General features: G+C 74.5%; 23 protein-coding genes. 16 read left to right on the plus strand and 7 right to left on the minus strand.

Features of this window, described 5'->3' with window-relative positions:
* Positions 1-68: 68 nt before the first annotated feature.
* Positions 69-521: a hypothetical protein gene (locus GTY47_RS15060; RefSeq protein WP_029180731.1), complete on the minus strand. Its 453-nt coding sequence runs from the start codon at positions 519-521 to the stop codon at positions 69-71.
* A gap of 148 nt (positions 522-669) precedes the next feature.
* Here GTY47_RS15060 and GTY47_RS40885 point away from each other — a divergent pair, with 148 nt between their 5' ends.
* The 3 genes from GTY47_RS40885 to GTY47_RS15075 all read left to right on the plus strand — a co-directional run bounded on the left by GTY47_RS40885 (position 670) and on the right by GTY47_RS15075 (position 3626).
* The gene (locus GTY47_RS40885; protein WP_231911086.1) at positions 670-1032 is read left to right on the plus strand and encodes a hypothetical protein; all 363 of its coding nucleotides are present in this window, start codon (positions 670-672) and stop codon (positions 1030-1032) included.
* A 195-nt stretch (positions 1033-1227) separates the two neighbouring features.
* On the plus strand, positions 1228-1770 hold the full coding sequence (locus GTY47_RS40890) for a hypothetical protein (protein WP_231911084.1): 543 nt from the start codon (positions 1228-1230) through the stop codon (positions 1768-1770).
* Positions 1771-1967: 197 nt separating this feature from the next.
* On the plus strand, positions 1968-3626 hold the full coding sequence (locus GTY47_RS15075; protein ID WP_010033501.1) for a catalase: 1659 nt from the start codon (positions 1968-1970) through the stop codon (positions 3624-3626).
* Positions 3627-3630: 4 nt separating this feature from the next.
* Here the strand turns inward: GTY47_RS15075 and GTY47_RS15080 are convergent, their stop codons facing one another.
* Positions 3631-4485: a fructosamine kinase family protein gene (locus GTY47_RS15080; protein ID WP_010033503.1), complete on the minus strand. Its 855-nt coding sequence runs from the start codon at positions 4483-4485 to the stop codon at positions 3631-3633.
* A gap of 142 nt (positions 4486-4627) precedes the next feature.
* Here GTY47_RS15080 and GTY47_RS15085 point away from each other — a divergent pair, with 142 nt between their 5' ends.
* Entirely contained in the window at positions 4628-4951 is a 324-nt protein-coding gene (locus tag GTY47_RS15085; RefSeq protein WP_010033505.1) for a hypothetical protein, read from the plus strand.
* Positions 4952-4978: 27 nt separating this feature from the next.
* Here the strand turns inward: GTY47_RS15085 and GTY47_RS15090 are convergent, their stop codons facing one another.
* Positions 4979-5512 (minus strand): hypothetical protein, encoded by a 534-nt coding sequence (locus tag GTY47_RS15090; RefSeq protein WP_010033506.1) that lies wholly within the window; start codon positions 5510-5512, stop codon positions 4979-4981.
* Between the two features lie 269 nt (positions 5513-5781).
* Here GTY47_RS15090 and GTY47_RS15095 point away from each other — a divergent pair, with 269 nt between their 5' ends.
* From GTY47_RS15095 to rfaE2, 10 genes are all read left to right on the plus strand, one after another.
* Complete coding sequence (locus GTY47_RS15095) at positions 5782-6309, plus strand: hypothetical protein (protein WP_010033509.1); 528 nt, start codon at positions 5782-5784, stop codon at positions 6307-6309.
* 855 nt (positions 6310-7164) lie between these two features.
* Entirely contained in the window at positions 7165-8130 is a 966-nt protein-coding gene (locus GTY47_RS15100) for an NAD-dependent epimerase/dehydratase family protein (RefSeq protein WP_029180732.1), read from the plus strand.
* A 70-nt stretch (positions 8131-8200) separates the two neighbouring features.
* Positions 8201-9865 (plus strand): carbamoyltransferase C-terminal domain-containing protein, encoded by a 1665-nt coding sequence (locus tag GTY47_RS15105; RefSeq protein ID WP_010033513.1) that lies wholly within the window; start codon positions 8201-8203, stop codon positions 9863-9865.
* Entirely contained in the window at positions 9862-10935 is a 1074-nt protein-coding gene (locus GTY47_RS15110; RefSeq protein WP_010033515.1) for a glycosyltransferase, read from the plus strand. The genes GTY47_RS15105 and GTY47_RS15110 overlap by 4 nt, the downstream gene beginning before the upstream one ends.
* On the plus strand, positions 10932-11696 hold the full coding sequence (locus tag GTY47_RS15115; RefSeq protein ID WP_010033517.1) for an HAD-IIIA family hydrolase: 765 nt from the start codon (positions 10932-10934) through the stop codon (positions 11694-11696). Before GTY47_RS15110 ends, GTY47_RS15115 begins: the two co-directional genes overlap by 4 nt.
* Positions 11693-12766, plus strand: coding sequence for a glycosyltransferase family 9 protein (locus tag GTY47_RS15120; protein WP_050810158.1), 1074 nt, complete (start codon positions 11693-11695; stop codon positions 12764-12766). The genes GTY47_RS15115 and GTY47_RS15120 overlap by 4 nt, the downstream gene beginning before the upstream one ends.
* Positions 12763-13728, plus strand: coding sequence for a glycosyltransferase (locus tag GTY47_RS15125; protein ID WP_010033521.1), 966 nt, complete (start codon positions 12763-12765; stop codon positions 13726-13728). Before GTY47_RS15120 ends, GTY47_RS15125 begins: the two co-directional genes overlap by 4 nt.
* Positions 13725-15002: a glycosyltransferase gene (locus GTY47_RS15130; protein ID WP_010033523.1), complete on the plus strand. Its 1278-nt coding sequence runs from the start codon at positions 13725-13727 to the stop codon at positions 15000-15002. The genes GTY47_RS15125 and GTY47_RS15130 overlap by 4 nt, the downstream gene beginning before the upstream one ends.
* A 100-nt stretch (positions 15003-15102) precedes the next feature.
* Entirely contained in the window at positions 15103-15738 is a 636-nt protein-coding gene (locus GTY47_RS15135; protein WP_010033530.1) for an SIS domain-containing protein, read from the plus strand.
* Positions 15735-17141 (plus strand): D-glycero-beta-D-manno-heptose 1-phosphate adenylyltransferase, encoded by a 1407-nt coding sequence (gene rfaE2 / locus GTY47_RS15140; RefSeq protein ID WP_010033533.1) that lies wholly within the window; start codon positions 15735-15737, stop codon positions 17139-17141. The genes GTY47_RS15135 and rfaE2 overlap by 4 nt, the downstream gene beginning before the upstream one ends.
* Before the next feature lie 6 nt (positions 17142-17147).
* Here rfaE2 and GTY47_RS15145 read toward each other — a convergent pair whose 3' ends face one another.
* The 4 genes from GTY47_RS15145 to GTY47_RS15160 form a co-directional block, all read right to left on the minus strand.
* Positions 17148-18464, minus strand: a complete 1317-nt coding sequence (locus tag GTY47_RS15145) for an MFS transporter (RefSeq protein WP_040902453.1) — start codon at positions 18462-18464, stop codon at positions 17148-17150.
* A 350-nt stretch (positions 18465-18814) separates the two neighbouring features.
* Positions 18815-19378 carry a hemerythrin domain-containing protein gene (locus GTY47_RS15150; protein WP_010033538.1) on the minus strand — a complete coding sequence of 188 codons (564 nt, stop codon included), beginning with the start codon at positions 19376-19378 and terminating at the stop codon, positions 18815-18817.
* A 77-nt stretch (positions 19379-19455) separates the two neighbouring features.
* Entirely contained in the window at positions 19456-19989 is a 534-nt protein-coding gene (locus GTY47_RS15155) for a DoxX family protein (RefSeq protein WP_010033540.1), read from the minus strand.
* 63 nt (positions 19990-20052) lie between these two features.
* A complete protein-coding gene (locus tag GTY47_RS15160) occupies positions 20053-21237 on the minus strand; it encodes an amidohydrolase (protein ID WP_029180733.1) in 1185 nt (394 codons plus the stop codon).
* Between the two features lie 558 nt (positions 21238-21795).
* Between GTY47_RS15160 and GTY47_RS15165 the strand changes: the two genes are divergently transcribed.
* Together GTY47_RS15165 and GTY47_RS15170 are read left to right on the plus strand one after the other, a co-directional pair.
* Entirely contained in the window at positions 21796-23259 is a 1464-nt protein-coding gene (locus GTY47_RS15165; RefSeq protein ID WP_010033543.1) for a PLP-dependent transferase, read from the plus strand.
* 163 nt (positions 23260-23422) lie between these two features.
* Positions 23423-23611 (plus strand): hypothetical protein, encoded by a 189-nt coding sequence (locus tag GTY47_RS15170; RefSeq protein WP_010033546.1) that lies wholly within the window; start codon positions 23423-23425, stop codon positions 23609-23611.
* Positions 23612-23627: the final 16 nt, after the last annotated feature.

Below are 23627 nucleotides of genomic sequence, written 5' to 3' on the forward strand. Positions count from 1 at the left end.
GCGGGGCCAGGATTTCGTGTCCGGGGCTTTCGCGGCCGGTGCGGCAGAACCGCCCCGGCCGGTCCGGCTCAGCCGGCGTAGACCCTGCCTTCCTTCACGACGTACTCGGCCGGCTCGGAGCAGCCGATGGACGGCGTGAGCAGCAGGCTCACCGTCAGCGGCGCGGGCTCGGTGCTCGCGGTGGAGAACTCGCAGACGGCACCCTTGCCGGTGAGCGGGTACCAGAACCAGCCGTCCACGTCGCCCACGGTCACGCGGTCCGACTCCTTCCAGGCGCCCCCGGACTGAGTGTAGACCTGGAGGCGCACCGAGGCGGCGTACTCGTCCTCCGTCGAGCGCAGCGCAGTGAGAGTGATCTTGTAGTCGGAGCCGACGACGGACGAGGCGATCTGCCGGGTCTGCGGTGCGGCGGCGGTGTCCGCGCTCGACGCCCCGGCGCCGGCGGCGCCGAGGGCGGCCGCCATCAGGACGGTGAGGGCGGCGGTCGTGCCGCGGCGGGTCAGGCTGCGGGCCATGCTCATGTGTTCCCCCGTTGGAACGAGTCGGGACGGAGATATTCCGTGTTGTTCCGTTCGCTGAGGAAGACACCTGCCACCGACCGGAGGTTGTACGGGTCGCCACGATGCCGACAGCTCACCACTCCATCGCCGCCACGAGGAGGAGTTGATCGTGCGCAGGCCGGTCGATGGAGAGGTTCATGTGCACTACGGCCAGATCTACGTCGAGACCGATCCGGACAGCTTCGGGCCGGACCTCGCGGAGGCGTTCGCCGGGCAGAGTGCGGGACTGTGCGGGGCGGCGACACCGTGCGTCCTGTGGCTGAACACCGGTTTGCACACCGGCGACGTGGGCTTCACGGTCGAGGTGCACGAGCAGGCCCCGCCGCTGGATCCGGCCTGGGAGGACGTGGTGGAGGTGTCCTTCCGTCCCGTGTCGGCCGACAGCGCGCTCGTGCAGTGGACGGCGAGCCCCAACTCGACCGGTACCTCCTCCAGTTCTGGCCCGCCCCACCCGAGCCGGACCGTGTCCTGAGACAGACCGCGCAGGTCGCCGCCTACTGGCACCGCTACGCCCGCGAACCACCGCCGCCTCCCACCCCGGCCGAACGCGCCGAAGCCGAACGCCGGGCCCGCCTCGCTCAGGAGACAGCGCAACGGGAACGCCGGCTCGCCCGACCCCGCCCTGCTCCACGCCATCGACGTCTCCGGCCCCGCCACCCAGCGCGCGGTGGCCCTGTTCACGGCCCGCCGGGCGTGTGAAGCGGCCGGTCTCACCGCCCTCGACCGGGTCGCCGACCCGCTCGCGGCCCTGGCCGAGGGGCGTCCGCTGCCGCCGCCGTTCGACGACGACACCCGCATGTGGGAGACCCTGGCCACCGCCCCGCGTGTCCCGGACCGGACCGTCGGCCGGGCCGTCCCGCCCGAGCGGCCCCCCTTCCGGCCGCCCGCGTCCACGAGCACGCCCGTGCCGCAATCCCAGGAGGCGGCACGGGCCGTGGTGGGCCCGGCGGTCGTCGTGGCGAAACCGCCGGCCTCCGGCTCCGGCCCGTACGCCGTGGCGCTCACCATCGGCCCACCGCACCCGTCCCTGCGGATCTCCCAGCCGCACATGGCCCTCCCCGCGGTGACCGGCGCGGCCGAGCACCACCCGCTCCGGGCGGCCCTCGACGCGGTGCACGCGGCCGTCGCCGCCTACGGCGACGACCACCCGGCCCTCCTCGCGGAGGTCTGGTCCGTGGTGCGCGGGACGGTACGCGTGCCCGGCCCCTGACCGCACCCCCGGCCCAGGAGGCCCGGGAGGAGGCCGCGACGGTGCCCAGCCGCCGCTGCCCGGAGCCGGCCATTTCTTCCCGCGTGACTGACCCCGCCCCGCCGGGTACCCGGCCCGTCCCGCCACGACCGGCCGGGCGGCCGCTCGCGGCGCCGCCCCGGCCGGCCGCCGGCCATGAGCCGAAGGAGCCCACGCATATGACGGACGTATCCGGTACCGGCCCCGCCCCGGGCGACGACCGCGAGGTCCTCACCAACCGCCAGGGTCATCCGGTCTACGACAACCAGAACCAGCGCTCCATCGGTCCCCGCGGCCCCGCCACCCTGGAGAACTACCAGTTCCTCGAGAAGATCAGCCACTTCGACCGGGAACGCATCCCCGAGCGCGTCGTGCACGCCCGCGGTGTCACCGCCTACGGCCACTTCGAGGCCTACGGCACCTGGGGCGACGAGCCGATCAGCCGCTACACCCGCGCCAAACTCTTCCAGGAACGCGGCAAACGCACCGACGTGGCCGTCCGCTTCTCCACCGTCATCGGCGGACGCGACTCCTCCGAGGCCGCCCGCGACCCGCGTGGCTTCGCGGTGAAGTTCTACACGGAGGACGGCAACTGGGACCTCGTCGGCAACAACCTCGGCGTCTTCTTCATCCGCGACGCGATCAAGTTCCCGGACGTCATCCACGCCCTCAAACCGGACCCGGTGACCTTCGAGCAGCAGCCCCGCCGCATCTTCGACTTCATGTCGCAGACGCCCGAGGCCATGCACATGCTGGTCAACCTGTTCAGCCCGCGCGGCATCCCCGCGGACTACCGCCACATGCAGGGCTTCGGCGTCAACACGTACAAGTGGGTCAACGCCGACGGCGACACCAAGCTCGTCAAGTACCACTGGATGCCCAAGCAGGGCGTGCGCAGCATGACCGAGGAGGACGCGGCGGGCGTCCAGGCCGACTCCCTCGGCCACGCCACCAAGGACCTGTACGAGGCCGTCGGGCGCGGCGACCACCCGGAGTGGGAACTGCTCGTCCAGATGATGGACGACCACGACCACCCGGAGCTCGACTTCGACCCGCTGGACGACACCAAGACCTGGCCCGAGCAGGACTTCCCGCCGAAGCCGGTGGGCCGGATGGTGCTCGACCGGATGCCGAAGGACTTCTTCGCCGAGAACGAGCAGATCTCCTTCGGCACCGGCGTCCTCGTCGACGGCCTGGACTTCTCCGACGACAAGATGCTCGTCGGCCGGACCTTCTCCTACAGCGACACCCAGCGCTACCGGGTCGGCCCGAACTACCTCCAACTCCCTGTCAACCAGGCCAAGGCCGCGGACGTGCGCACCAACCAGCGCGACGGCCAGATGACGTACCACGTGGACGGCGGCGGCGAGAACCCGCAGGTCAACTACGAGCCGTCGATCACCGGCGGTCTGCGCGAGGCCCGCTACCCGACCCACGACGAACAGGGACCCGTGATCGAGGGGCGGGTCACCCGCAAGCGCATCCCCCGCACCAACGACTACATGCAGGCCGGGCAGCGCTACCTGCTGCTGGAGGACTGGGAGCGGGACGATCTGGTGAAGAACTTCACCGACCTGCTGTCCCAGTGCGACCGGCCCGTCCAGGAGCGCATGGTCTGGCACTTCCTGCTGGTCGAGAACGACCTCGGTCTGCGGGTCGGCGAGGGGCTGGGCATCGGCCCGGAGGACGTCGCCGGTCTGCAGCCGCTGGCGAGCCAGGACCTCACCGACGAGGACCGCGAACGCCTGGCCAACCTGGGCAAGAACCAGCCGCGCGACGTCGAGGGTCTCACCATGACCCACTGCGTGCCGGACGAACGGCACGTCGTGACCCGTTGACCGGTCACCTCGTCAGGGCGCCACGGGCCACCGCGAGGGCCTGTTCCGCGTAGCTCCGGCCGAACAGCACGGCGTGTACCAGCAGCGGAAACAGCTGGTGCACGCCGACGCGGTCCGCCCAGCCCTCGGCGAGCGGCGCCTGCTGCCGGTAGCCGTCCAGCACCTGCTCCAGGTGCGGGCAGCCGAACAGCCGCAGCATCGCCAGATCGGTCTCGCGGTGCCCGCCGTGCGCGGCCGGGTCGATCAGCCGGACGTCCCCGTCGGCCGCCCACAGCACGTTGCCGTTCCACAGGTCGCCGTGCAGCCGCGCGGGCGGCTCGGCGGGCCCCGACAGCTCGGGCAGTCGCTCGCACAGACGCTCCACGTCGGTCGCCTCGCCGGGGCGGACGGTGCCCTGGTCGACGGCGCGCCGCAGATACGGCAGCACGCGATGCTCGGCGTACCAGCCCGGCCAGTCGGTGCCGGGCTCGTTGCGCATCGGGGCGAGCCCGATGTACGCGTCCGCCGGGCCGCCAGGGGGCGGCGCGCCGAACGCCGGCGCACCGGCTGCGTGCAGGGCGGCCAGGTCACGGCCGAAGCGGACCGCCGCCTGACGGCTCGGCCGCCCTTCCGTGACCCGGTCGACGACCAGCCAGTTCCCGTCGTGGCCGTGCACGGCCGGTACCCGCACCGTGCCGGCGCCGGCCAGCCAGCGCAGCCCGGCCGCCTCGGCCCGCGTCGCCCCCGGATCGTCGGCACGCTTGACGACCACCACCCGCCCGTCGTTGAGCGTCACCTCGGCGAGGGCCCCGGACAGGGGCCGTTCCGCGGTGACCGGCCGCCCGGTGAGCCGGGTCACGGCGTCCGTACACGTGGTCATACGTGCTCCTCCTCGGCTCCGAGCCTGATCGGCACGGCGGCCGTTGTGGTTCCGGGACATTCGCCACGCCCCGGTCACGCGGGACGGTGAAATCCCGCCGCCCGCCGACAGAACGAGCCATCGCCGGGGGACCAGTCGGGGCATGACGAGTTCATCGTTCCAGCCCACCATCGCCCTGCCCGCCCCCGTGTGCGAACAGGCCGCACAGCACCTGGAGCAGGCCGCGCACCGGGCCATCGACGGGGCCGCGATCCCCTTGAAGGCGTTCCGCGCCGCCGCCGACAACGACTTCATCCTCCCCGTGCCGGTCGTCGAGCAGGCGGCGGCGTGCCTGCTGGTCCTGGCCACCGAGACCGCCCAGACCGTACGGCCCTCCGCCCTGCGTGCCGTCATCAGCGTCGCGCTGCGGCTGCGGGACGCCGTGGAACTGTCGCATCAGCCGGCTCTCAGCAGCAGGTTCTGGTAGATCGAGGCCGGCGGCGGGACCCGTGCGTCAGGTCTCGCGGAAGGCGACCCTCACCTGATCGCGGCGCAGCTCCTCCAGCGTGGCGCGCTGCCGCCGCGCCCGTTCGACGAGGTCGTCGAGGTGTCGCGCGTCGAGGCGGGTGTCCGTGGCGGCCAGGTCGCGCAGCGTCTGCCAGCCGGACGACTTGCCCTCCACCCCCAGACTCAGCGCCTCCAGCTCCCACAGCGTGCTCAGCGGGGAACGCCGTACCAGGCTGCCGTTGCTCTTCAGGCGGGCCATCTGCTCGACCGCCCGGCCCGCGTACACCTTGTAGCGCCGAACCGGGACGTCGAGTCGCCGCATGATGTGGAGCAGGCTCGCCCGGTCCTCGGCGATCTCGGCGGCGACCGGGGCCAGGGTGTCGGCCAGCGCCGTGCCCCGGCACGAGCGCAGCAGGTGGCGTATCCGCGCGGTCCCGGCGGTGGCGCCGGCGAGATGGTCGTTGAGGTAGACGCCCAGCAGCGACATGTCGGTGGCCGGAGCACGTCGGGCGCCCGGCGGATCCGTTCGCTGTTCCGTCATGGCATTGCTCCTGTCCTGCTCCGGCCCTGTCCCAGGGCGGCCGGAACAGGGGGTTCGCCGGACCTTTCCGGCTTGCGGAAGACTACGCGGGGCGGGTGCCCGGGCCCCTCCCGGCGAAACGGGATCGGCGTCCCTGCACACGAGCCCTGATTCGATGTGGCCGAGGCCACAGCTCGGACGAGGTCCCGATCACGTCCGGGTGTGCGGGGCGGCGGCTACCGTCTACGGGCAGATCCCCCGCTTCCCCACCCCTTTCGGACGGCCCGGCAGTGCAAGCAGACCTGTCTCCTGTCATAGCGGCGACCGCCCAGTGGCTGACCCGCGCCTTCCCCGCCTCCGGCGGCGCGCTCGCCTCCGCGCTGTGCGAGGTGCAGGCCCGGCAGGCCGTGACGGTCGCGGCATGGCTCAGGTACCCGACGGAGATGGACGCCGCCCTGGTCGGTGTGGCGGGCCCCGGCGGCTCCGCGCGGCTGGACTGGGTCACCGGCACCGACGCGACCCTGGGTGACGACGTGGACGCGCACGCCTGGCGCACCTGGGTCGACGAGGTCGTGGCGAGCTGGGCGGCCAGTCTGCTCACCGACCCGGAGCTGGCCGCCCTGGCGGTGGCCGCGCTCGCCGAGGGCAGCCACAGCACCGGCACACCGACCGAGTTCCGGCGGCTCGTGGCGCCCGACGACGGCGACCAGCGCGCCGCCGCCCTGCTGCGCCACCCCGACCTGCTCGCCCCCGTGGCCGACCTGCACCGCTCCCAGCTCCTCGCCCGCCTGCACCCGGGCCGCACACTGATCGCCTGACCCAGGCGGCTGTCCCTGACGGGGCCCGCCCCGCCGGGCTCACAGCAGCCTCGGTCCGCCGACCTTCACGTGCCCGTCTGCCGGTGGCTTTGGCTCGCCGGCGTGCGGTGGCCGGGTTCACCGGCCCAGGGGCGCCGGTCTTCCGGTCTGCGGTGGCGTGGCTCGCCGGCGTGCGGTGGCCGGGTTCACCGGCCCAGGGGCCCCGGGCTCCCGGTCTGCGATGACGTTGGCCCACTGGCCTCCGGCAGCCCCCCTCCGCCAGCCCAGGGGGGCAGGCGTCGGCCCGCAACGGAGTCGAGTCGCCGACCTTCGGTGGCCGGATCTGCCGCCTCACGGGGCGCTGGCCCCCCGAGCCACGACGGCCGCTCCCCGAACAGCGCCGACGTTGGTCCGCGTCGGCGCTGGACCCTCGCTCCGCGACCGGGCTGCGCCCCTGGTCCGCGAGGCGTCGGTCCGCGACGTCGCTGGCTCCCCGGTCCGCCGACCTGCAGCGGCCCTCGCTCCGCCGACTGCCGCAACCCCAGTCCGCCGACCCGCAGCGGACCGGGCCCTCCGACCTGCGACGGCCCGGTCCGCCGGACCGCCCCGGCTTCGGCCCAGCGACCGAACACCCGCCCCGCAGGCCCCCTCGCCGGCTGGGCGGGCACCCCCGATCCCAGCTCTCCACCACATCTTCGACCTGCGCGAACAGTCGGTCACCCTGCGTGACTCACCGGTTTGCCGTACGCGACCGTGCCACGGGCGCACGGGCGGCGGACGCTGAGCGTGGGCTCGACGGCCTCCGGCCACCTTCGGCGGCACGAGGCGTACACCGTCGTGCCGGGCAGTGACGCCGCTGACGGAGGAGAGACCGAGATGACCACCGCCCTCTCACGGAGCTGGGAACACGCCGTCGTCACGGGCGGCGCCGGATTCGTCGGCTCCCACCTGTGCGCCGCCCTGCTGGACGCGGGCGCGGCCGTCACCTGCGTGGACGACTTCAGCACCGGCCGGCCCGAGAACATATCCCCGCTGCTCGAACAGCCCGGGTTCACGCTCGTGCAGGCCAACGTCGCCGAGGGCCTGCGGATCAAGCGAACGCCCGACCTCGTCCTGCACTTCGCCTCCCCGGCGTCCCCCGCGGACTACCTGCGCCTGCCACTGCACACCATGGAGACGGGCAGCCTCGGCACCCGCAACGCCCTGGAGCTCGCACGGTCCTCCCGCGCCCGCTTCGTCCTCGCCTCCACCTCCGAGGTCTACGGCGACCCGCAGCAGAACCCCCAGGACGAGCGCTACTGGGGCAACGTCAACCCGGTCGGCCCGCGCAGCGTCTACGACGAGGCCAAACGCTTCGGCGAGGCGCTGACCACCGCCCACGCCGACACCCACGGCACCGACACCTGCATCGTGCGGCTGTTCAACACCTACGGCCCGCGGATGCGCGGCCACGACGGACGCGCGGTGCCGACCTTCGTACGGCAGGCCCTGGCCGGCGAGCCCCTCACCGTGACCGGCGACGGTCTCCAGACCCGGTCGCTGTGCTACGTCGACGACACCGTGCGCGGCATCCTCGCGGCGGCCGCCCACGGCATGCGCGGCCCCGTCAACATCGGCAACCCGACCGAGATCACCATGCTCGACCTGGCCCGGCTGGTCGTCGAACTCGCCGGCTCCCCGTCGGAGATCCGCTTCATCGAACGCCCGGTGGACGACCCGGCCGTGCGCTGCCCGGACATCACGCTGGCCCGCGACAAGCTCGGCTGGGAGCCGCACGTGCGCCCCGAGGAGGGGCTGCGGCGCACCATCGCCTGGTTCCGCGAGGACGGCACGGACGACTGACCCCAGCGCCCGGGCATCTCCGTACCGCCGCGTCCGGTTCTCTCCCGACCGCCGAAAGGCCCGCCACCCCATGCGCATCCTCGGAATCAACGCCCTCTTCCACGACCCCGCCGCCGCCCTGGTGATCGACGGGCGGACCGTCGCCGCCGCGGAGGAGGAGCGGTTCTCCCGGCGCAAGCACGGGAAGAGACCCCTGCCGTTCTCCGCCTGGGAGCTGCCCGAGAAGGCCGCCGCCTGGTGCCTGAAGCGGGCCGGGCTGCGCCCGCAGGACCTCGACGCCGTCACCTACTCCTTCGACCCGGCACTCGCCCGGCCCGCCGAGGACATGGGCCTGGACGACCCGTGGGACCACCTGCGGCTGATCTACGCCCGTGAGGCGCCCGGCTTCCTGCGGACGGCCCTGCCCGGCCTCGCCCCCGGCATCGTCCGCTTCGTGCCGCACCACATGGCCCACGCCGCCTCCGGCGCCTTCGCCGCACCGGACGCCGGCGACTCCTCGGTCCTGGTCCTGGACGGCCGCGGCGAACGCGCCTCCCACCTGGCCGCCCGCCGCGTCGGCGGCCGGCTGGAGGCGTTGCACGCCCAGGACCTGCCGCACTCGCTCGGCCTCGTCTACGAGGAACTCACCGAACACCTCGGCTTCCTGCGCTCCTCCGACGAGTTCAAGGTGATGGCCCTCGCCTCCCACGGCACCCCGCGCATGCTCACCGAGCTGCGCCGCCACGTCTACCCCACCGGCGACGGCGGCTTCCACGCCACCGGCGTGCCCTGGCACGACCTGTGCGCGCCCCGCGGCCCCGACGAGCCGTGGACCCAGGACCACGCCGACGTCGCCGCCAGCGCCCAGGCCGTGCTGGAGGAGACCCTGCTCGACCTCGTGCGCTGGCTGCACGGCCGTACCCACGACCGGGTGCTCACGCTCGCGGGCGGCGTCGCCCTCAACTGCGTCGCCAACTCCCGTATCGCACGCGAGGGCCCCTTCTCCCGGGTGTGGGTGCAGCCCGCCGCCGGAGACGCCGGTACCGCCCTGGGCGGCGCCCTGCTGCTGTCCGCCGCCGAGGGTGACGAACCGGAGCCCATGACCGGCGCCGACCTCGGCCGGGACTGGTCCGACGCGGAGCTCGGAGCCTCGCTGAAGACGGCCGCCGTGCCCTTCGAACGGCCCCCGGACATCGCCGCCACCGTCGCCCGCGCCCTCGCGGACAACGCCATCGTCGCCTGGTTCCAGGGGCGTTCCGAGTACGGCCCCCGGGCGCTCGGCCACCGCTCCCTGCTGGCCCACCCCGGGCACGCGGGCAACCTCGAACGGCTCAACGACGTCAAGGGCCGCGAGCAGTTCCGGCCCGTCGCACCCATGGTCCTCGCCGACCGCGCCGCCGAGATCTTCGACGGCCCGCTGCCCAGCCCGTACATGCTGTTCGTGCACGACGTCGCGCCGGCCTGGCGGGACCGCATCCCCGCCGTCGTCCACGTCGACGGCACGGCCCGCATCCAGACCGTCGACCCGGCGCGCGAACCGCTGGTGGCCCGCATGCTCGGCGAGTTCGAGCGACTCACCGGGCTGCCCGTCGTCGTCAACACCAGCCTCAACACGGCCGGCCGGCCCATGGTCGACGACCCGCGCGACGCCCTGGAGTGCTTCGGCTCCTCACCCGTCGACCTGCTGGCCATCGGCCCCTACGCCGTCCGCCGCGGCGACCTGTTCCGTTCCGAGGACGCCGGAGGCCTGCGATGACCGAGCCCGACGCCCGCACCCGGGATGCCGAGTACGCCGTCGTCGTCCCGACCCTCGGCCGGCCCAGCCTGCGCGGGTGCCTGCACGCACTGGCCGAGGCGAGCGGACCGGGGCCGGTCCGGGTGGTCCTCGTCGACGACCGGCCCGACCCGGCCGGCCCGTCCCTCACCGCCGACGTCCCGCCGTCCCTGCGCTCGCGCACCCTCGTCGTACCCGGCGGGGCGCGCGGCCCGGCCGCCGCACGCAACCTCGGCTGGCGGGCCGCCGGTGACGTGCCCTGGATCGTCTTCCTCGACGACGACGTCGTACCGGGGCCCACCTGGGGCGACGACCTGACGATGGACCTGGCCGCGGCGACGGACCGGACCGCCGGGATCAGCGCCCGGATCGAGGTGCCGCTGCCCACCGACCGCCGCCCCACCGACTGGGAACGCAACACGGCCGGACTCGCCGGCGCCCGCTGGATCACCGCCGACATGGCGTACCGCCGGGACGCGCTGGCCGCCGTCGGCGGGTTCGACGAACGCTTCCGGCGGGCCTTCCGGGAGGACGCCGACCTCGCCCTGCGCATCCTCGACGCCGGCTGGACCCTCACCGGGGGCCGGCGCACCACCACCCACCCCGTGCGGCCGGCCGGGCTGTGGACCTCCGTCCGTCTCCAGGCCGGCAACGCCGACGACGTGCTGATGACCCGGCTGCACGGCCGCACCTGGTGGCGCCGGGCGGAGGCTCCCCGCGGGCGGCTGCCCCTGCACCTGGCCGTGACCGGTGCGGGGGTGACGGCGCTCGGCTGCGCCCTGCTCGGCCGGTACCGGCCGGCCGGGGCCTGCGCCGCCGCATGGCTGGCCGGCACGGCCGAATTCGCCCTCGCCCGGATCCTGCCCGGGCCGCGCACCCGTGACGAGGTACTCACCATGGCCGTGACCAGCGCGCTCGTCCCGCCGGCCGCGACCTGGCACTGGCTGCGCGGGCGACTCGCGCACCGTACGGCCCGGCCGCTCACCCCGCTGCGGACCGGCGGGCCGGCGCCCGCGCCCCGCCCGGTGGTCAGGGAACGGCTGCGGTCATGACCCGCCCCACCGGCCCCTGGCTGCTCTCCGGGCGGAACGGGTCCACCGGGGGACGGCTGCCCCCGCACGACCCCGGCGGCCCGCTTCCCGCGGCTGTCCTCTTCGACCGCGACGGCACGCTCGTCGCCGACGTCCCCTACAACGGGGACCCGTCGCGGGTCGCGCTCATGCCCGGCGCGCGGGAGGCCGTCGCCGCCGTGCGCGCCGCCGGGATTCCCGTCGGTGTCGTGACCAACCAGTCGGGCGTGGCCCGTGGTCTGCTGACTCCTCGCCAGGTCGAGGACGTACGTCTGCGGGTGGAGGAGCTGCTCGGGCCGTTCGCCGTCTGGGCCGTGTGCCCGCACGGGCCGGGGGAGGGCTGCGGCTGCCGCAAGCCGGCCCCGGGCCTGGTACTGGCCGCGTGCCGCCGGCTTGCCGTCCCGTCCGGACGCACCGTCGTCATCGGTGACATCGGGGCCGACGTGGAGGCCGCGCGGGCCGCGGGGGCCCGCGGTGTCCTGGTCCCCACGACCGACACCCGCCCCGAGGAGACCGCAGCGGCCGACACCACGGCAGCCGACCTGCTCGCCGCGGTTCGCCTCGTCCTCGACCCGGCCCCCGCCGCTGCGCCGGCGGGACAGCCTCGGTGGAATCCCGGTACGGCGACGAGGGAGTGGCGGAGCGGCCCGGCCGGGCCGGCCGGCGAACCGCGCCGTCACCCGGCCGCGCCGGCGGCGGCACCGCGCGGCCACCCCGCCCTGCCGACGGGGGAGCCGCGATGACCCCCATCCGTTCCCGCAGCCGCCTGCCCCGGACCCTCGTCGTCCGTCTCGACAGCGCCGGAGACGTGCTCCTGGCCGGGCCCGCCGTGCGGGCCGTCGCGGCCGGGTCCTCGTACACCGCGCTGCTGTGCGGGCCGCAGGGCGCCGCGGCCGGGCGGATGCTGCCCGGGGCGGACGACGTGCTGACCTACGACGCCCCCTGGGTCGGGCTGGAGCCCCCGCCGGTCACCCGGAGGGCCACCCGGCGGTTGATGGAGACACTCACGGCGGGCCGCTTCGACCGGGCGCTCGTCCTCGTGTCGTACCACCAGAGCGCGCTGCCGATCGCCCTGTTGCTGAGGCTCGCCGGGATCGGCTGGACCGCCGCCGACAGCGAGGACTACCCGGGAGCGCTGCTCGACCTGCGGCACCGCAGACCGCCGCACCGCCACGAGGCCCTGGCCGCCCTCGACCTGGCACGCGCCGCCGGCTACGCCCTTCCGCCCGGCGACGACGGCAGGCTGCGCGTCACACCGCCACCCCGCACCATTCACCTCACCGGCCGCGAACCGTACGTCGTCGTCCACCCCGGCGCCGCCGTCCCCGCCCGGGCCTGGACCCCCGGCCGGGCGGCACGGGCCGTCGCCGCCCTGTCCGCCGAGGGACACCGGGTCGTCGTCACCGGGAGCCGCGCCGAGCGGGAGCTGACCGCGCGGGTCGCCGGGCGGCACGCGCTGGACCTCGGCGGCGCCACCGATCTGCCGCACCTGGCCGGAGTCCTCGCCCGGGCGCGGGCCGTGGTGGCCGGCAACACCGGCCCGGCCCATCTCGCCGCCGCCGTCGGCACACCTGTCGTCAGCCTCTTCGCACCGGTCGTGCCGGCCGAACGATGGGCCCCCTACGGCGTGCCGCACGTCCTGCTCGGCGACCGGCGCGCCGCGTGCGCGGACACCCGGGCCCGGCACTGCCCCCTGCCGGGACACCCCTGCCTGGACGGCATCGGCGACGCCGAGGTGCTCGCCGCCGTGGCGGCCCTCACCGGCGACCCGGCGGACCAGGGAGAACAGACGGAGCGAGGAGCGGCCGTATGAACATCCTGCTGTGGCACGTGCACGGCTCCTGGACGACCGCGTTCGTCCAGGGCCCGCACACCTGCCTCGTCCCCGTCACCCCGGGCCGCGACCCGGACGGCCTGGGACGGGCCCGCACCTTCTCCTGGCCCGCCTCGGTCCGCGAGGTCACCCCCGGGGAACTCCGCGACACGCCCGTCGACCTGGTCCTCCTGCAACGGCCGCACGAACTCGAACTGGCCGAACGCTGGCTCGGCGGACGCCGCCCCGGCCGGGACGTGCCCGCGCTGTACCTGGAGCACAACGCGCCCGACGGCGGCGTACCGGACACCCGGCATCCGTGCGCCGACCGCGCCGATCTGACCATCGTGCACGTCACGCACTTCAACCGGCTGTTCTGGGACTGCGGCAGCACCCGCACCGAGGTCGTCGAACACGGCATCGTCGACCCCGGCCACCGCTACACCGGCCGGCTCGCCCGCGCCGCCGTCGTCGTCAACGAACCCGTGCGACGCGCCCGGTACACCGGCACGGACCTGCTGCCCGCCCTGACCGAGGCGGTACCGCTCGACGTGTTCGGCATGGGCACCGAGGGCCTGGCCGGCCACCTCGCCCTGCCACCCGACCGGTGCCGCACCGCCGACCTGCCGCAGAGCGAGCTGCACACGGCGATGGCCGAACGCCGCATGTACCTGCACCCGGTGCGCTGGACCTCCCTCGGGCTGTCCCTGCTGGAGGCGATGCACCTCGGCCTGCCCGTCCTGGCCCTCGCCACCACCGGGGCCGTCGAGGCCGTCCCGCCCGGCGCGGGCACCCTCTCCACCCGCCCCGACGTCCTGGCCCGCGCCGCCCGCCGCTACCTCCACGAACCCGAGGCCGCGGCCGCGGACGGGGCCAGGGCCCGGCAGGCGGCCCTCGAACGCTACGGGCTCAAGCGCTTCCTCGCCGACTGGGAGCGCCTGATCACGGAGGTGTGCTCATGACCCCGTCCCTCAGCCCCTTCCCCACCGGACCGCTCGGCGGCGACCCCCTCGACCCGGGCGTCCTCGCGATCGCGCTCGTCTCGGAGCACGCCAGTCCGCTCGCCGCGCTCGGCGGGGTCGACGCCGGCGGGCAGAACGTCCACGTCGCCTGCCTCGCCGGCGCCCTCGCCGACCGTGGCCACCGCGTCACCGTCTACACCCGCCGTGACGCACCCGACCTGCCCGGCCGGGTGGAGCTGCGCGAAGGCGTCGAGGTGCACCACGTCCCCGCCGGACCGGCCGAGCCGCTTCCCAAGGACGAGCTGCTGCCGTACATGGGCGAGTTCGGCCGCTACCTGGCACGCGGCTGGCGCACCCGGGCCCCCGACCTCGTGCACTCGCACTACTGGATGTCGGGCCTGGCCGCACTGCGCGCGGCCCGTGCCCACGGGCTGCCCCTGCTGCACACGTACCACGCCCTCGGCACCGTGAAGCGACGGCACCAGCGCCATGCCGACACCAGCCCGCCCGAGCGGATCCCCGGCGAGATCGAGATCGGGCTGGGCTGCGACCGCATCGTCGCCACCTGCCGGGACGAGGCAGCCGAACTGACCCGCATGGGCATCCCCCGGCACAAGATCGGCATCGTGCCGTGCGGCGTCGACCCCGACCGGTTCACCCCCAAGGGCCCGGCCGCGCCGCGCGGCCCGTACCCGCACCGGCTGCTCCAGCTGGGCCGGCTGGTGCCGCGCAAGGGAGCCGCGGTGGCCGTCGCCGCGCTGGCCCGGCTGCCCGGCACCGAACTCGTCGTCGTCGGCGGGCCGCCCGCGGACCGGCTCGACGACGACCCGGAGGTGCGTCGGCTGCGCGGCATCGCCCGGGACGCCGGCGTCGCCGACCGGGTCCGCTTCACCGGCGCCGTGCCCAGCGAGGACGTGCCGCCGCTGCTGCGTTCCGCAGACGTCGTGGTGTGCCCCGCCGACTACGAGCCCTTCGGCATCGTCCCGCTGGAAGCCATGGCGTGCGGCGTGCCCGTCGTGGCCAGCGCGGTCGGCGGGCAGCTCGACACCGTCGCCGACCCGGGCACCGGGCGGCTGGTGCCACCCCGCGACCCGGAGGCCCTGGCCGGCGCCGTCGCCGTCCTGCTCGCCGACCCGGCGGCCCGCGAGGCGTGCGGGGCGGCCGGCCGCCGCCGGGTCCTGAGCCGCTACGGCTGGGGCCGGGTCGCCGCGGCCACCGAGGCCGCCTACTGCGAGGTGCTCGACGCCGAGCCCGCCGCGACGGGCGCCGGCTGAACCGATCCGTCCCCGGCCCGCCGACAACCGCCGGTACCCCGAAGACCGAAGGAGGTGCGGGTCCGCCACCGTCCACCGGGCGGCGGCACGCCCGAACAGCATGAGCGAACACCCTGCACACCCCGCGCTCGATGCCGCCCGCCTGCACTGCCGGTCACTGGAAGAGGCACTCGGCCGGTTCCGCCGGCACGGCCTCGAACGGATCGCGGACTGGGGCGGCCGGCTCGCCGACGTCCTGACCGGCGGCGGCCGGCTCCTCGCCGCGGGCAACGGCGGCAGCGCCGCCCAGGCCCAGCACCTCACCGCCGAACTGGTCGGCCGCTACCGTCAGGAACGCCGCGCCTACTCCGCGCTCGCGCTGCACGCCGAGACGTCCAGCGTGACCGCCATCGGCAACGACTACGGCTTCGACCACGTCTACGCCCGCCAGGTCACCGCCCACGGCCGCCCCGGCGACATCTTGATGCTGCTGTCCACCTCAGGCCGCAGCGCCAACCTCGTCGCCGCCGCCGTGACCGCCCGGCAGGCCGGACTGCACGTGTGGGCGCTCACCGGGCGCGGCCCGAACCCGCTCGCGGAAGCCGCCCACGAAGCCCTGTGCGTCGACGCCGGCAGCACCGCGACCGTCCAGGAGACCCACCTCGTCGCCGTCCACCTGCTCTGCGAGTGCTTCGACACGGCCGTGTCCTCACCGCTCGCACGGCGCACGGTCCTCACCCACGGGAGCACGTCATGACCGGACCGGAACCGCTCGCGGTCGTCGGGGACGTCCTCCTCGACGAGGACATCGAAGGCGTCTCCACCCGGCTCTCCCCGGACGCCCCCGCCCCCGTCGTCGACGTCACCGGCGACCGGCGGCACCCGGGAGGAGCCGGACTGGCCGCCGCCCTCGCCGCCCGCGGCGGCCGGGACGTGGTCCTGGTGACCGCCCTCGGCGACGACGACGCCAGCGAGGCCGTACGGCGTGACCTGCGCGGCCGGGTCCGGCTGCTGGAGCTCCCGCTCAAGGGCACCCTGCCGGTCAAGACCCGCGTGCTCGCGGGCGGCCGGCCCGTCGTACGCATCGACCGGGGCGGCGGCACGCCCGGCGAACCCGACGACGCGGTCCGGGAGGCCCTGGCGAACGCCCGCGCGATCCTGGTCGCCGACTACGGGCGCCACACCGCGGGCGCCCTGCGGCCGCACCTCGAGGCAGCCGCCCGCCGCACACCCCTGGTGTGGGACCCGCACCCCAAGGGCGACCCGCCCGTGCCCGGAGCCCGGCTCGTCACGCCGAACGCGGCGGAGGCGCAAGCTCTCCACCCCGGCTCCGGAGGGACGTCCCTGGGCGCGTACGCCGAACGCGGGACACGGCTCGCGGAGCGCTGGGGCGCCGCGGGAGTCGCCGTCACCCTTGGTGACCGGGGGGTGCTGCTGGCCCGGCCCGGGGCCGGTACGCCGATGCTCGTCCCCGTGCCCTACCGGGCAGCCGGGGACCCGTGCGGCGCGGGCGACTGCTTCGCGGCGACCACGGCGGCGGCCCTCGCCGACGGCCTGCTGCCCGAGGAGGCCCTGCAACGGGCGGTCGCCGAGGCCGCCGCGTTCGTCGCGGCCGGCGGCGCGGGCAACCCCGACCTGTGGCGGACCGAGCCGCCGCCCGGCCCGGAGGACGACGCCGCGACCGACGCGTTCACCCTCGCGGAGAGCGTCCGGGCCCGCGGTGGCACCGTGGTCGCCACCGGCGGCTGCTTCGACCTGGTGCACGCCGGTCACGTCGGCCTGCTGGAGAGCGCGCGGCGGATCGGGGACTGCCTCATCGTGTGCCTGAACTCCGACGCGTCCGTCACCCGCCGCAAGGGCCCGGGCCGCCCGCTCAACCCGGCGGCGGACCGCGCCCGCGTCCTCGCCGCGCTCGGCAGTGTCGACGCCGTCGTGGTGTTCGAGGAGGACACCCCCGAGGCGGTACTGGCCCGGCTGCGGCCGGACGTCTGGGTCAAGGGCGGCGACTACTCAGTCCAGGACCTGCCCGAGGCGGCGACCCTGCGCGCCTGGGGCGGCCAGGCCGTGGTCCTGCCGTACCTCGACGGCCGTTCCACGACCCTGCTGACCCGCCGGGCGGCGAAGGCGGCGACGACGGCCCTGCGGCCGTCGGGGTCCTGAGGCCGCTCAGGCCGCCGTGCTCAGTGCCGACCGCCCCTGAACGTCGCCCTCCTCCGTGCGGACCACCACCGGCGTCGCGGTGCGGCGCCGGCGCAGCAGGTGGCCCGCGCCGATCGCGCCGGCGATGAGCAGTCCGCCGGTGACGAGGGCACCACGGGCGCCGGCCAGTTCCATGAGGAGGCCGAGCGCGGGCGGGCCGCCCAGGCTCCACACCGTGCCGATGCTGCCCCACACGCCCAGCACACGACCCCGCAGATGGGCGGGCGGGTCGGTCTGCAGTACGGCCGTGCCCGCGGTGTCGGAGACGGACTCCACCACGGCCATCGGCAGCACGAGCACGATCAGCACCGCGACCGACGGCGACAGCCCCGCCACCACCTGGAGCAGCGCCCCGGCCGCCGCCAGCGCCCCCACCAGCCGCACCGACGGCCGACGCAGCCGGGCGCCGAGGACCGCACCGAGGATGCCGCCGACGGCGAGCACGGTCGAGACCGTGCCGAACGAACCGGCACCACCGGCGAGCGGCCCGGTGACGAGCACCGCCAGGGTGAGCCCGTAGTTGCGGCCGAACACCGCGCTGATCCCGGTCACCCCGGCGAGCGCCATCAGACGCGGCCGGCGCGCGAAGAAGGCCAGCCCCTCGCGCACGGACATGTCGGAGCCGGTGTCCTTCGGGCCCGGGCCCGCGGCGGCCTCCCGCACCGCTCCGGCGGCAGGCCGCAGGAAGGGAATGACCGAGGCCACGAACAGGAACGACACGCCGTTCGCGAAGTACGCCGCGGACGTGCCGAGGAATCCCACCGCCACACCGGCCATGGCCGCTCCCACGAGCCTGCCCGCCTGGTGCACCAGCGCCCCGACCCCGATGGCCGAGGGCACGTCCTCCGCCGGGACGAGATCGTTGCCCAGCAGCGCGCACGCCGGGTTGTCGACGGTCGCCACGACACCCGTGACGGCGGCCAGCACCATCAGGGAGGTCATGTCGAGCCGGTCCAGCGCCACGAGCACGGCCGTCGTGAAGGCGATCGCGCCGAGCAGCGCCTGGCTCACGGCCGCCGTCAGCTTGCGGGGCCACCGGTCGACGGCCGCGCCGCCGAGGACGCTCATCAGCAGGGCCGGGGCGGCCTGCACGGACATGGACAGCCCCGTCGCGGCGGCCGACCCGGTGATCTGGAGGACCAGCAGGTTCTGCACCGTGAGCTGCATCCACGTACCGGCGTTCGACACGAAGTTCGCGACGGACCACCAGCGCATGCTGCGGTACCGCAGCGACCGCCAGGGCGAGCGCGAGGCGGGCTGGGCAGGAGAGGGTGAGGAAGACACAGATCGGTACTCGCAAGACGAGTCGGAGGACTCACGCGGAGGGGGACGAGGAGAACGAGGAACACCGGCTGCGCTGCGCGGTGGTTCCCCTCGCCGGATACGGCGCCGACCATCGTGGCAGAGCAAACCCCCGAGTCGGTTCCGTACGCACCTCGTCGGCCGCCCGCACACCTGCCAACCACACCCGGCTCACGGGCATTTGAGGCCGCGAGTGTGGTTGATCACAGTTGTCGATCATGAGCCTCGCCCCGGCCGCATCACGTGACGGCGGCCACAGCGGACAGCGAGAAGGGCCCGTCGCCGAGCGACGGGCCCTTCTCTCTGTTCTGTGGTGTGCGGCGGTGGCCGCTCTACTCGGACTTGCCGCGACCGGTCAGCGCGTCGCGCAGCCGGTCGACCATCCCGGTGCCCGGAGCCAGGAGCTTGTTCGCCGGGGGCTTGTCGGGGGCGGCCGGGTGGGGCCGGGTCGGGGCGGTCTTCTTCGCCTTCCGGACCTTCTCGCCCAGCTCGTTCAGCGTGTCCATCGGACAGGCCTGTCGCAGCGCCGGGAAGAGGTTGCCCTCCTCGTCGGCGATGTGCGAGCGGATCTCGCTCATCAGCATGCCCATCAGCCGGTCGAAGTCGGCGTCGCCCGGGTCGCAGCCCTCCAGGTCCTTCATGATCCGCTCGGCCGTGGCGTGGTCCTCGAGCTCCCGGTCGGCGAGGTTGTCCCCGTTGGCCACGTGCTCGCGTACGGCCGGGTAGAGGTAGGCCTCCTCGGCCACCGAGTGCCGTACCAGCTCGATCGTGACCTGGTCCGCGTACCTCTTGCGGTCCGCGTGACCGGACGGCAGTCCCTCGATCTTGCCGAACATCTCCTCGACTTCGCGGTGATCGGTCACCAGCTCGTCGATGACGTTTCCTCCGTGTCCCATGTCCTTCACCTCCAGCCCCCGGGTCCCCCGGGCCCCAGGGGGTTAACGCGCGGTCCGATCGGCCCCCCGCCGATGCGTCAGGCCGGGAGCTTGGCCCGGATACGCCCGGCCGCCGCGGCCGGGCCCGCGGTGCCACGGACGGAGCGCCGCACCAGACTCGCGTCCCGCCGCAGGTCACGGGCGGCGTGGCTGCCGCGCCACAGCACCGAGGGGCGGGCGCCGGTGTCGTCCGCGGCGATCAGCAGCCCGCCCAGCATGGACATGTTCTTGAAGAAGTGGATCCGCTGCTGGGCCCGCTCCGAAGGATCCTCTGCCTCCCAGAAGCGGTGCCCCGCCAGCGTCGTCGGCACCAGCGTGGCCGCGATGGCCAGCGCGGCCGGACGCGGCATGCGCCCGGTGGCCAGCATCAGCCCGGCCACGACCTGCACGGCGCCGCTCAGCCGTACGACCTGCTCGGTGCGGTCCGGCAGGGCCGAGACGCGTTCGGTGACCGGTTGTACGACCGGCTCGGCGGCCGGGGCGACCGCCTCCGGGTCGCGGACGGAGTTCAGGCCGCCCGTGAGGAACATCGAGGCCAGCATGGGACGGCCGAGCACACGCAACAGACTCATGGCCCTCTCCAGGGTGTCGGTGGGTACAGCGCTCGCCGGGTTCCCCACCTGGGGCTGAAGCACTCACGCGGTTCGCGCCGCCCGGTGGCGCGCCCAGGCCTCCGCGCGCAGCTCCTTCGACAGCAGGACGTCCACGGCGGTGCACGCGAGGGCCTCCGTGGCGGCGAGCAGCACCTCGCGGGCCCGGGGAGAGGCGGCGGCCTCGGCGAACTCCGTGGTGTGGTCGGAGCCGTCCTCGTCCATGATCGCGACGAACGGGTGGATGGCGGGCACCCGCGTACTGACGTTCCCGATGTCGGACGACCCCAGGTACACGCCGGGCGCCGGCGGTGACAGCCAGATCCCGGCCCGGGACAGATGCGCGGCGAACCGTTCGGAGAGCGTCTCGCTGTCCCGGAAGTGCTCGTAGCGCACGGTGGCCCGCTCCACCTCGGCGGTCGTGCCCGTGGCCCGCGCCACGCCGTCGGCGCACTCGCGCAGCCGGTCGGTGAGGTCCTCCAGCGCCGGCGTCGTGGCCGCGCGCAGACCGAACAGGCCCTCGGCGTACTCCGGGACGATGTTCGTGGCGATGCCGCCCTGGGTGACGATGCCCTGCACGTGGGAGCCCTCCGGCAGTCGCCGTCCCAGCACGGCCAGCACGTTGAACAGTTCCACCAGCGCCGCGAGCGCGTCGATGCCCTCCGTCGGATTCCCCGTGGGGTGCGCGGCCCGGCCGTGGAAGGCCACCCGGTACTGCACCTGCGCGGTCAGCGGCGCCCGCACCCAGCTGTGGACGCCCGGATGGAACATCAGCGCCGCGTCGACGCCGTCGAACACCCCGGCCTCCACCTCGAGGGCCTTGCCGCCCCCGCCCTCCTCGGCGGGGGTGCCCACCGCCAGCACCGTCCCCGCGGCCGCATCCGGCACGGCGCTCACCGCCAGCGCGGCTCCCAGGCCGGCCGCCGCGATGAGGTTGTGGCCGCACGCGTGGCCGAGGCCGGGCAGGGCGTCGTACTCCAGCAGCAGTGCCACGGCGGGCCGGCCCCGGCCCGAGCGCGCGGTGAACGCCGTCGGCATCCCCGCCACCTCGCGCTCCACAGCGAAACCGGCCCGCTCCAGCTCACCCGTCAGCAGGGCAGCCGCCCGGTGCTCGGCGAAGGCGTACTCGGGCTCGGCGTGCAGCAGCGAGGCCACGCCCCACAACGCGTCGGCCCGCGCCGCCACCTCCTCACGAACGGCCTGGTGTACGTCGTCGAGCGTGCGCTCCACAGGGGCCTCCCCGGCGTCGACCGCGATGAGTCCCCGACCGGGTTTCACCACCCGGTGCGACGACACTCGCGGCGTTCTGGGCGGTGCTGTGTTCCGTGGGGGGCCCTGCCGCGCATCGCCTCCGGCGGCGCTGGTGAGGGCGCAGAACAGCGCCACCGGCCGCGTCCGTCCGGTGCGGGTGTGTCTCCGGGCGGCTCGGCGCCGGAGGCGGGGGCATTCGGCGTGTCTCGGGCCGGTGTGGCTGCCCCTTGGCGGGTATCGCGGTGCCCGACGCCGAGCGCAGGCGACGGGTCGCCGTGTTCTCGGCCGGTGTGGCTGTGCTCCGTGGTGCCGACCGCGTGCGGCCGGTGTGCTGTGCTTCCGGGCGCTCAGCGCCTGGGGCGGCCGCACGGGCCGCGTTCCCGACCCGTGCGGCCGTGCCCTGGGCGGGGCACGGCCCAGGGGCGCGACAGCACCGCGTTTCGACGCGTCCCCGAGTGCAACACGGTCGGTGTACCCCGCCGGGCCACGACAGCGTGGACGCCGCGGCGGCCGGGCGGGCCGGACCTGGGAGGAACCATGGACCACTCGCGCGTGCCGGTCCTGGAGGCGCTGGAGGACTTCCGGCGCCGCGGCGACATCGCCTACGGCCCGCCGGGCCACAAGCAGGGCAGGGGAGTGGACCCCCGGGTGGCCGAGATCGTCGGGCTCGACGTGTTCCGTTCCGACGTGCTCTCCCTCAACGGCCTCGACGACCGCCGCCAGTCGCAGGGCGTCCTCAGCCGGGCCCAGGAGCTCATGGCGGACGCGGTCGGCGCCGAGCAGGCGTTCTTCTCCACGTGCGGCAGCTCCCTCTCCGTGAAGACCGCCATGCTGGCCGTGGCCGGCCCGGGCGAGAAGCTGCTGCTGTCGCGCAACGCCCACAAGTCCGTCATCGCGGCCGTCGTCGTCAACGGCGTCGAGCCGATCTGGGTGCACCCGAAGTTCGACGCCGAACGCCACGTGGCCCACCCGCCCGAGCCCGATGACGTCCGCCGTCGTCTGGAGGAGCACCCGGACGCCAAGGGCATGCTGCTCATCACCCCGACCGACTGGGGCTCCTGCGCGGACATCGGGGGAGTGGCCAGGGTGTGCCACGAGTTCGGCGTGCCCGTCATCGTCGACGAGGCCTGGGGCGCCCACCTGCCGTTCCACCCTGCGCTGCCCGCCTGGGGCATGGATGCCGAGGCCGACCTGGTGGTGACCAGCGTGCACAAGATGGGCGGGGCCGTGGAACAGAGCTCCGTCTTCCACCTCCAGCACGACCGCGTCTCGCCCGAGGCCCTGAAACAGCGGGAGGACCTGCTCGGCACCACCAGTGCCTCCTCCCTCGTGTACGCCACGCTCGACGGCTGGCGCCGCCAGATGGTCGAACAGGGACGCGAGCTCCTGGAAGCGGCCATCCGCCGGGCCGAACGCATCCGGGCGGTGGTCGCCGACCTGCCGGGTCTGCGGCCCATGGGCCGGGAGGTCGTGGAGGAGGGGCTCGCCGCCGACCTCGATCCGCTCAAGCTCGTCATAGACGTACGGAAGCTCGGCATCAGCGGGATGCAGGCCACGGAGTGGCTGCGCACCCACCGCCACGTGGACGTCGGCGGCTCGGACACCTGCCGCATCAGCGCCTCGATCACGTACGCGGACGACGACCGGACCGAGACGGCCCTGGTGGACGCCCTGGCCGCGCTCGTCGAGCGTGCGGACACCATCGAGCGGCGGCCGCCGGTCCACCTGCCCGAGCCCTCGGCGCTGGAACTGGAGCAGGCGATGCTGCCCCGCGAGGCGTTCTTCGCCCCGGTCGAGCACGTGCCCGCCGAACGGGCCGCGGGACGGATCGCCGCGGAGATGATCAGCCCCTACCCGCCGGGCGTGCCGGTGGTGGCACCCGGCGAGGTCATCACCGACGAGGTCCTGGACTACCTGCGCAGCGGTGCCGATCACGGTGTCCTCATCCCCGACGCGGCGGACTCCTCCGTCCGCACCCTGCGGGTGGTGGCACAGGGCTGAACCGGTGGCCCGCAGTGCATGGCATCAAGTGCGACAGCGCTGTTACTCATGCGCGAGATGTTGAATATGTGATGGAAATAAACTCATGGGTAAGTTGGCATGCTTTGTCCACATCGGGTGCACTAGAGGAGAAAGCGTCCACTTCCTCCAAGGAGATGGTGCAATGACTTCCACCGAGAAGTTCACCGAAGAACTGACGGGCATCCAGAGTGCCGACATCGAAGCGGCACTCGACCCGGCAGAAGCCGACGGCATCTACCGCGACAGCCGTGAGTGCGCCGCACTCGCGCTGTTCAAGGGTGGATTCGGTCTCCTCCTCTCGCCGCCCACCCCGCGCCCCAAGAAGGGTTGAGTGGATCGACAGGAGT

The organism is Streptomyces sp. SID5464 (assembly GCF_009862985.1).
In the GTDB taxonomy this organism is placed as follows: Bacteria; Actinomycetota; Actinomycetes; order Streptomycetales; family Streptomycetaceae; genus Streptomyces; species Streptomyces chartreusis_D.

Excerpts from the sequence above, each read along its gene's own strand:
- GTY47_RS15060 (WP_029180731.1), bottom strand. The coding sequence starts at position 521 with ATGAGCATGGCCCGCAGCCTGACCCGCCGCGGCACGACCGCCGCCCTC.
- GTY47_RS15075 (WP_010033501.1), top strand. The coding sequence starts at position 1,968 with ATGACGGACGTATCCGGTACCGGCCCCGCCCCGGGCGACGACCGCGAG.
- GTY47_RS15080 (WP_010033503.1), bottom strand. The coding sequence starts at position 4,485 with ATGACCACGTGTACGGACGCCGTGACCCGGCTCACCGGGCGGCCGGTC.
- GTY47_RS15085 (WP_010033505.1), top strand. The coding sequence starts at position 4,628 with ATGACGAGTTCATCGTTCCAGCCCACCATCGCCCTGCCCGCCCCCGTG.
- GTY47_RS15090 (WP_010033506.1), bottom strand. The coding sequence starts at position 5,512 with ATGACGGAACAGCGAACGGATCCGCCGGGCGCCCGACGTGCTCCGGCC.
- GTY47_RS15100 (WP_029180732.1), top strand. The coding sequence starts at position 7,165 with ATGACCACCGCCCTCTCACGGAGCTGGGAACACGCCGTCGTCACGGGC.
- GTY47_RS15105 (WP_010033513.1), top strand. The coding sequence starts at position 8,201 with ATGCGCATCCTCGGAATCAACGCCCTCTTCCACGACCCCGCCGCCGCC.
- GTY47_RS15110 (WP_010033515.1), top strand. The coding sequence starts at position 9,862 with ATGACCGAGCCCGACGCCCGCACCCGGGATGCCGAGTACGCCGTCGTC.
- GTY47_RS15115 (WP_010033517.1), top strand. The coding sequence starts at position 10,932 with ATGACCCGCCCCACCGGCCCCTGGCTGCTCTCCGGGCGGAACGGGTCC.
- GTY47_RS15120 (WP_050810158.1), top strand. The coding sequence starts at position 11,693 with ATGACCCCCATCCGTTCCCGCAGCCGCCTGCCCCGGACCCTCGTCGTC.
- GTY47_RS15125 (WP_010033521.1), top strand. The coding sequence starts at position 12,763 with ATGAACATCCTGCTGTGGCACGTGCACGGCTCCTGGACGACCGCGTTC.
- GTY47_RS15130 (WP_010033523.1), top strand. The coding sequence starts at position 13,725 with ATGACCCCGTCCCTCAGCCCCTTCCCCACCGGACCGCTCGGCGGCGAC.
- GTY47_RS15135 (WP_010033530.1), top strand. The coding sequence starts at position 15,103 with ATGAGCGAACACCCTGCACACCCCGCGCTCGATGCCGCCCGCCTGCAC.
- rfaE2 (WP_010033533.1), top strand. The coding sequence starts at position 15,735 with ATGACCGGACCGGAACCGCTCGCGGTCGTCGGGGACGTCCTCCTCGAC.
- GTY47_RS15150 (WP_010033538.1), bottom strand. The coding sequence starts at position 19,378 with ATGGGACACGGAGGAAACGTCATCGACGAGCTGGTGACCGATCACCGC.
- GTY47_RS15155 (WP_010033540.1), bottom strand. The coding sequence starts at position 19,989 with ATGAGTCTGTTGCGTGTGCTCGGCCGTCCCATGCTGGCCTCGATGTTC.
- GTY47_RS15165 (WP_010033543.1), top strand. The coding sequence starts at position 21,796 with ATGGACCACTCGCGCGTGCCGGTCCTGGAGGCGCTGGAGGACTTCCGG.
- GTY47_RS15170 (WP_010033546.1), top strand. The coding sequence starts at position 23,423 with ATGACTTCCACCGAGAAGTTCACCGAAGAACTGACGGGCATCCAGAGT.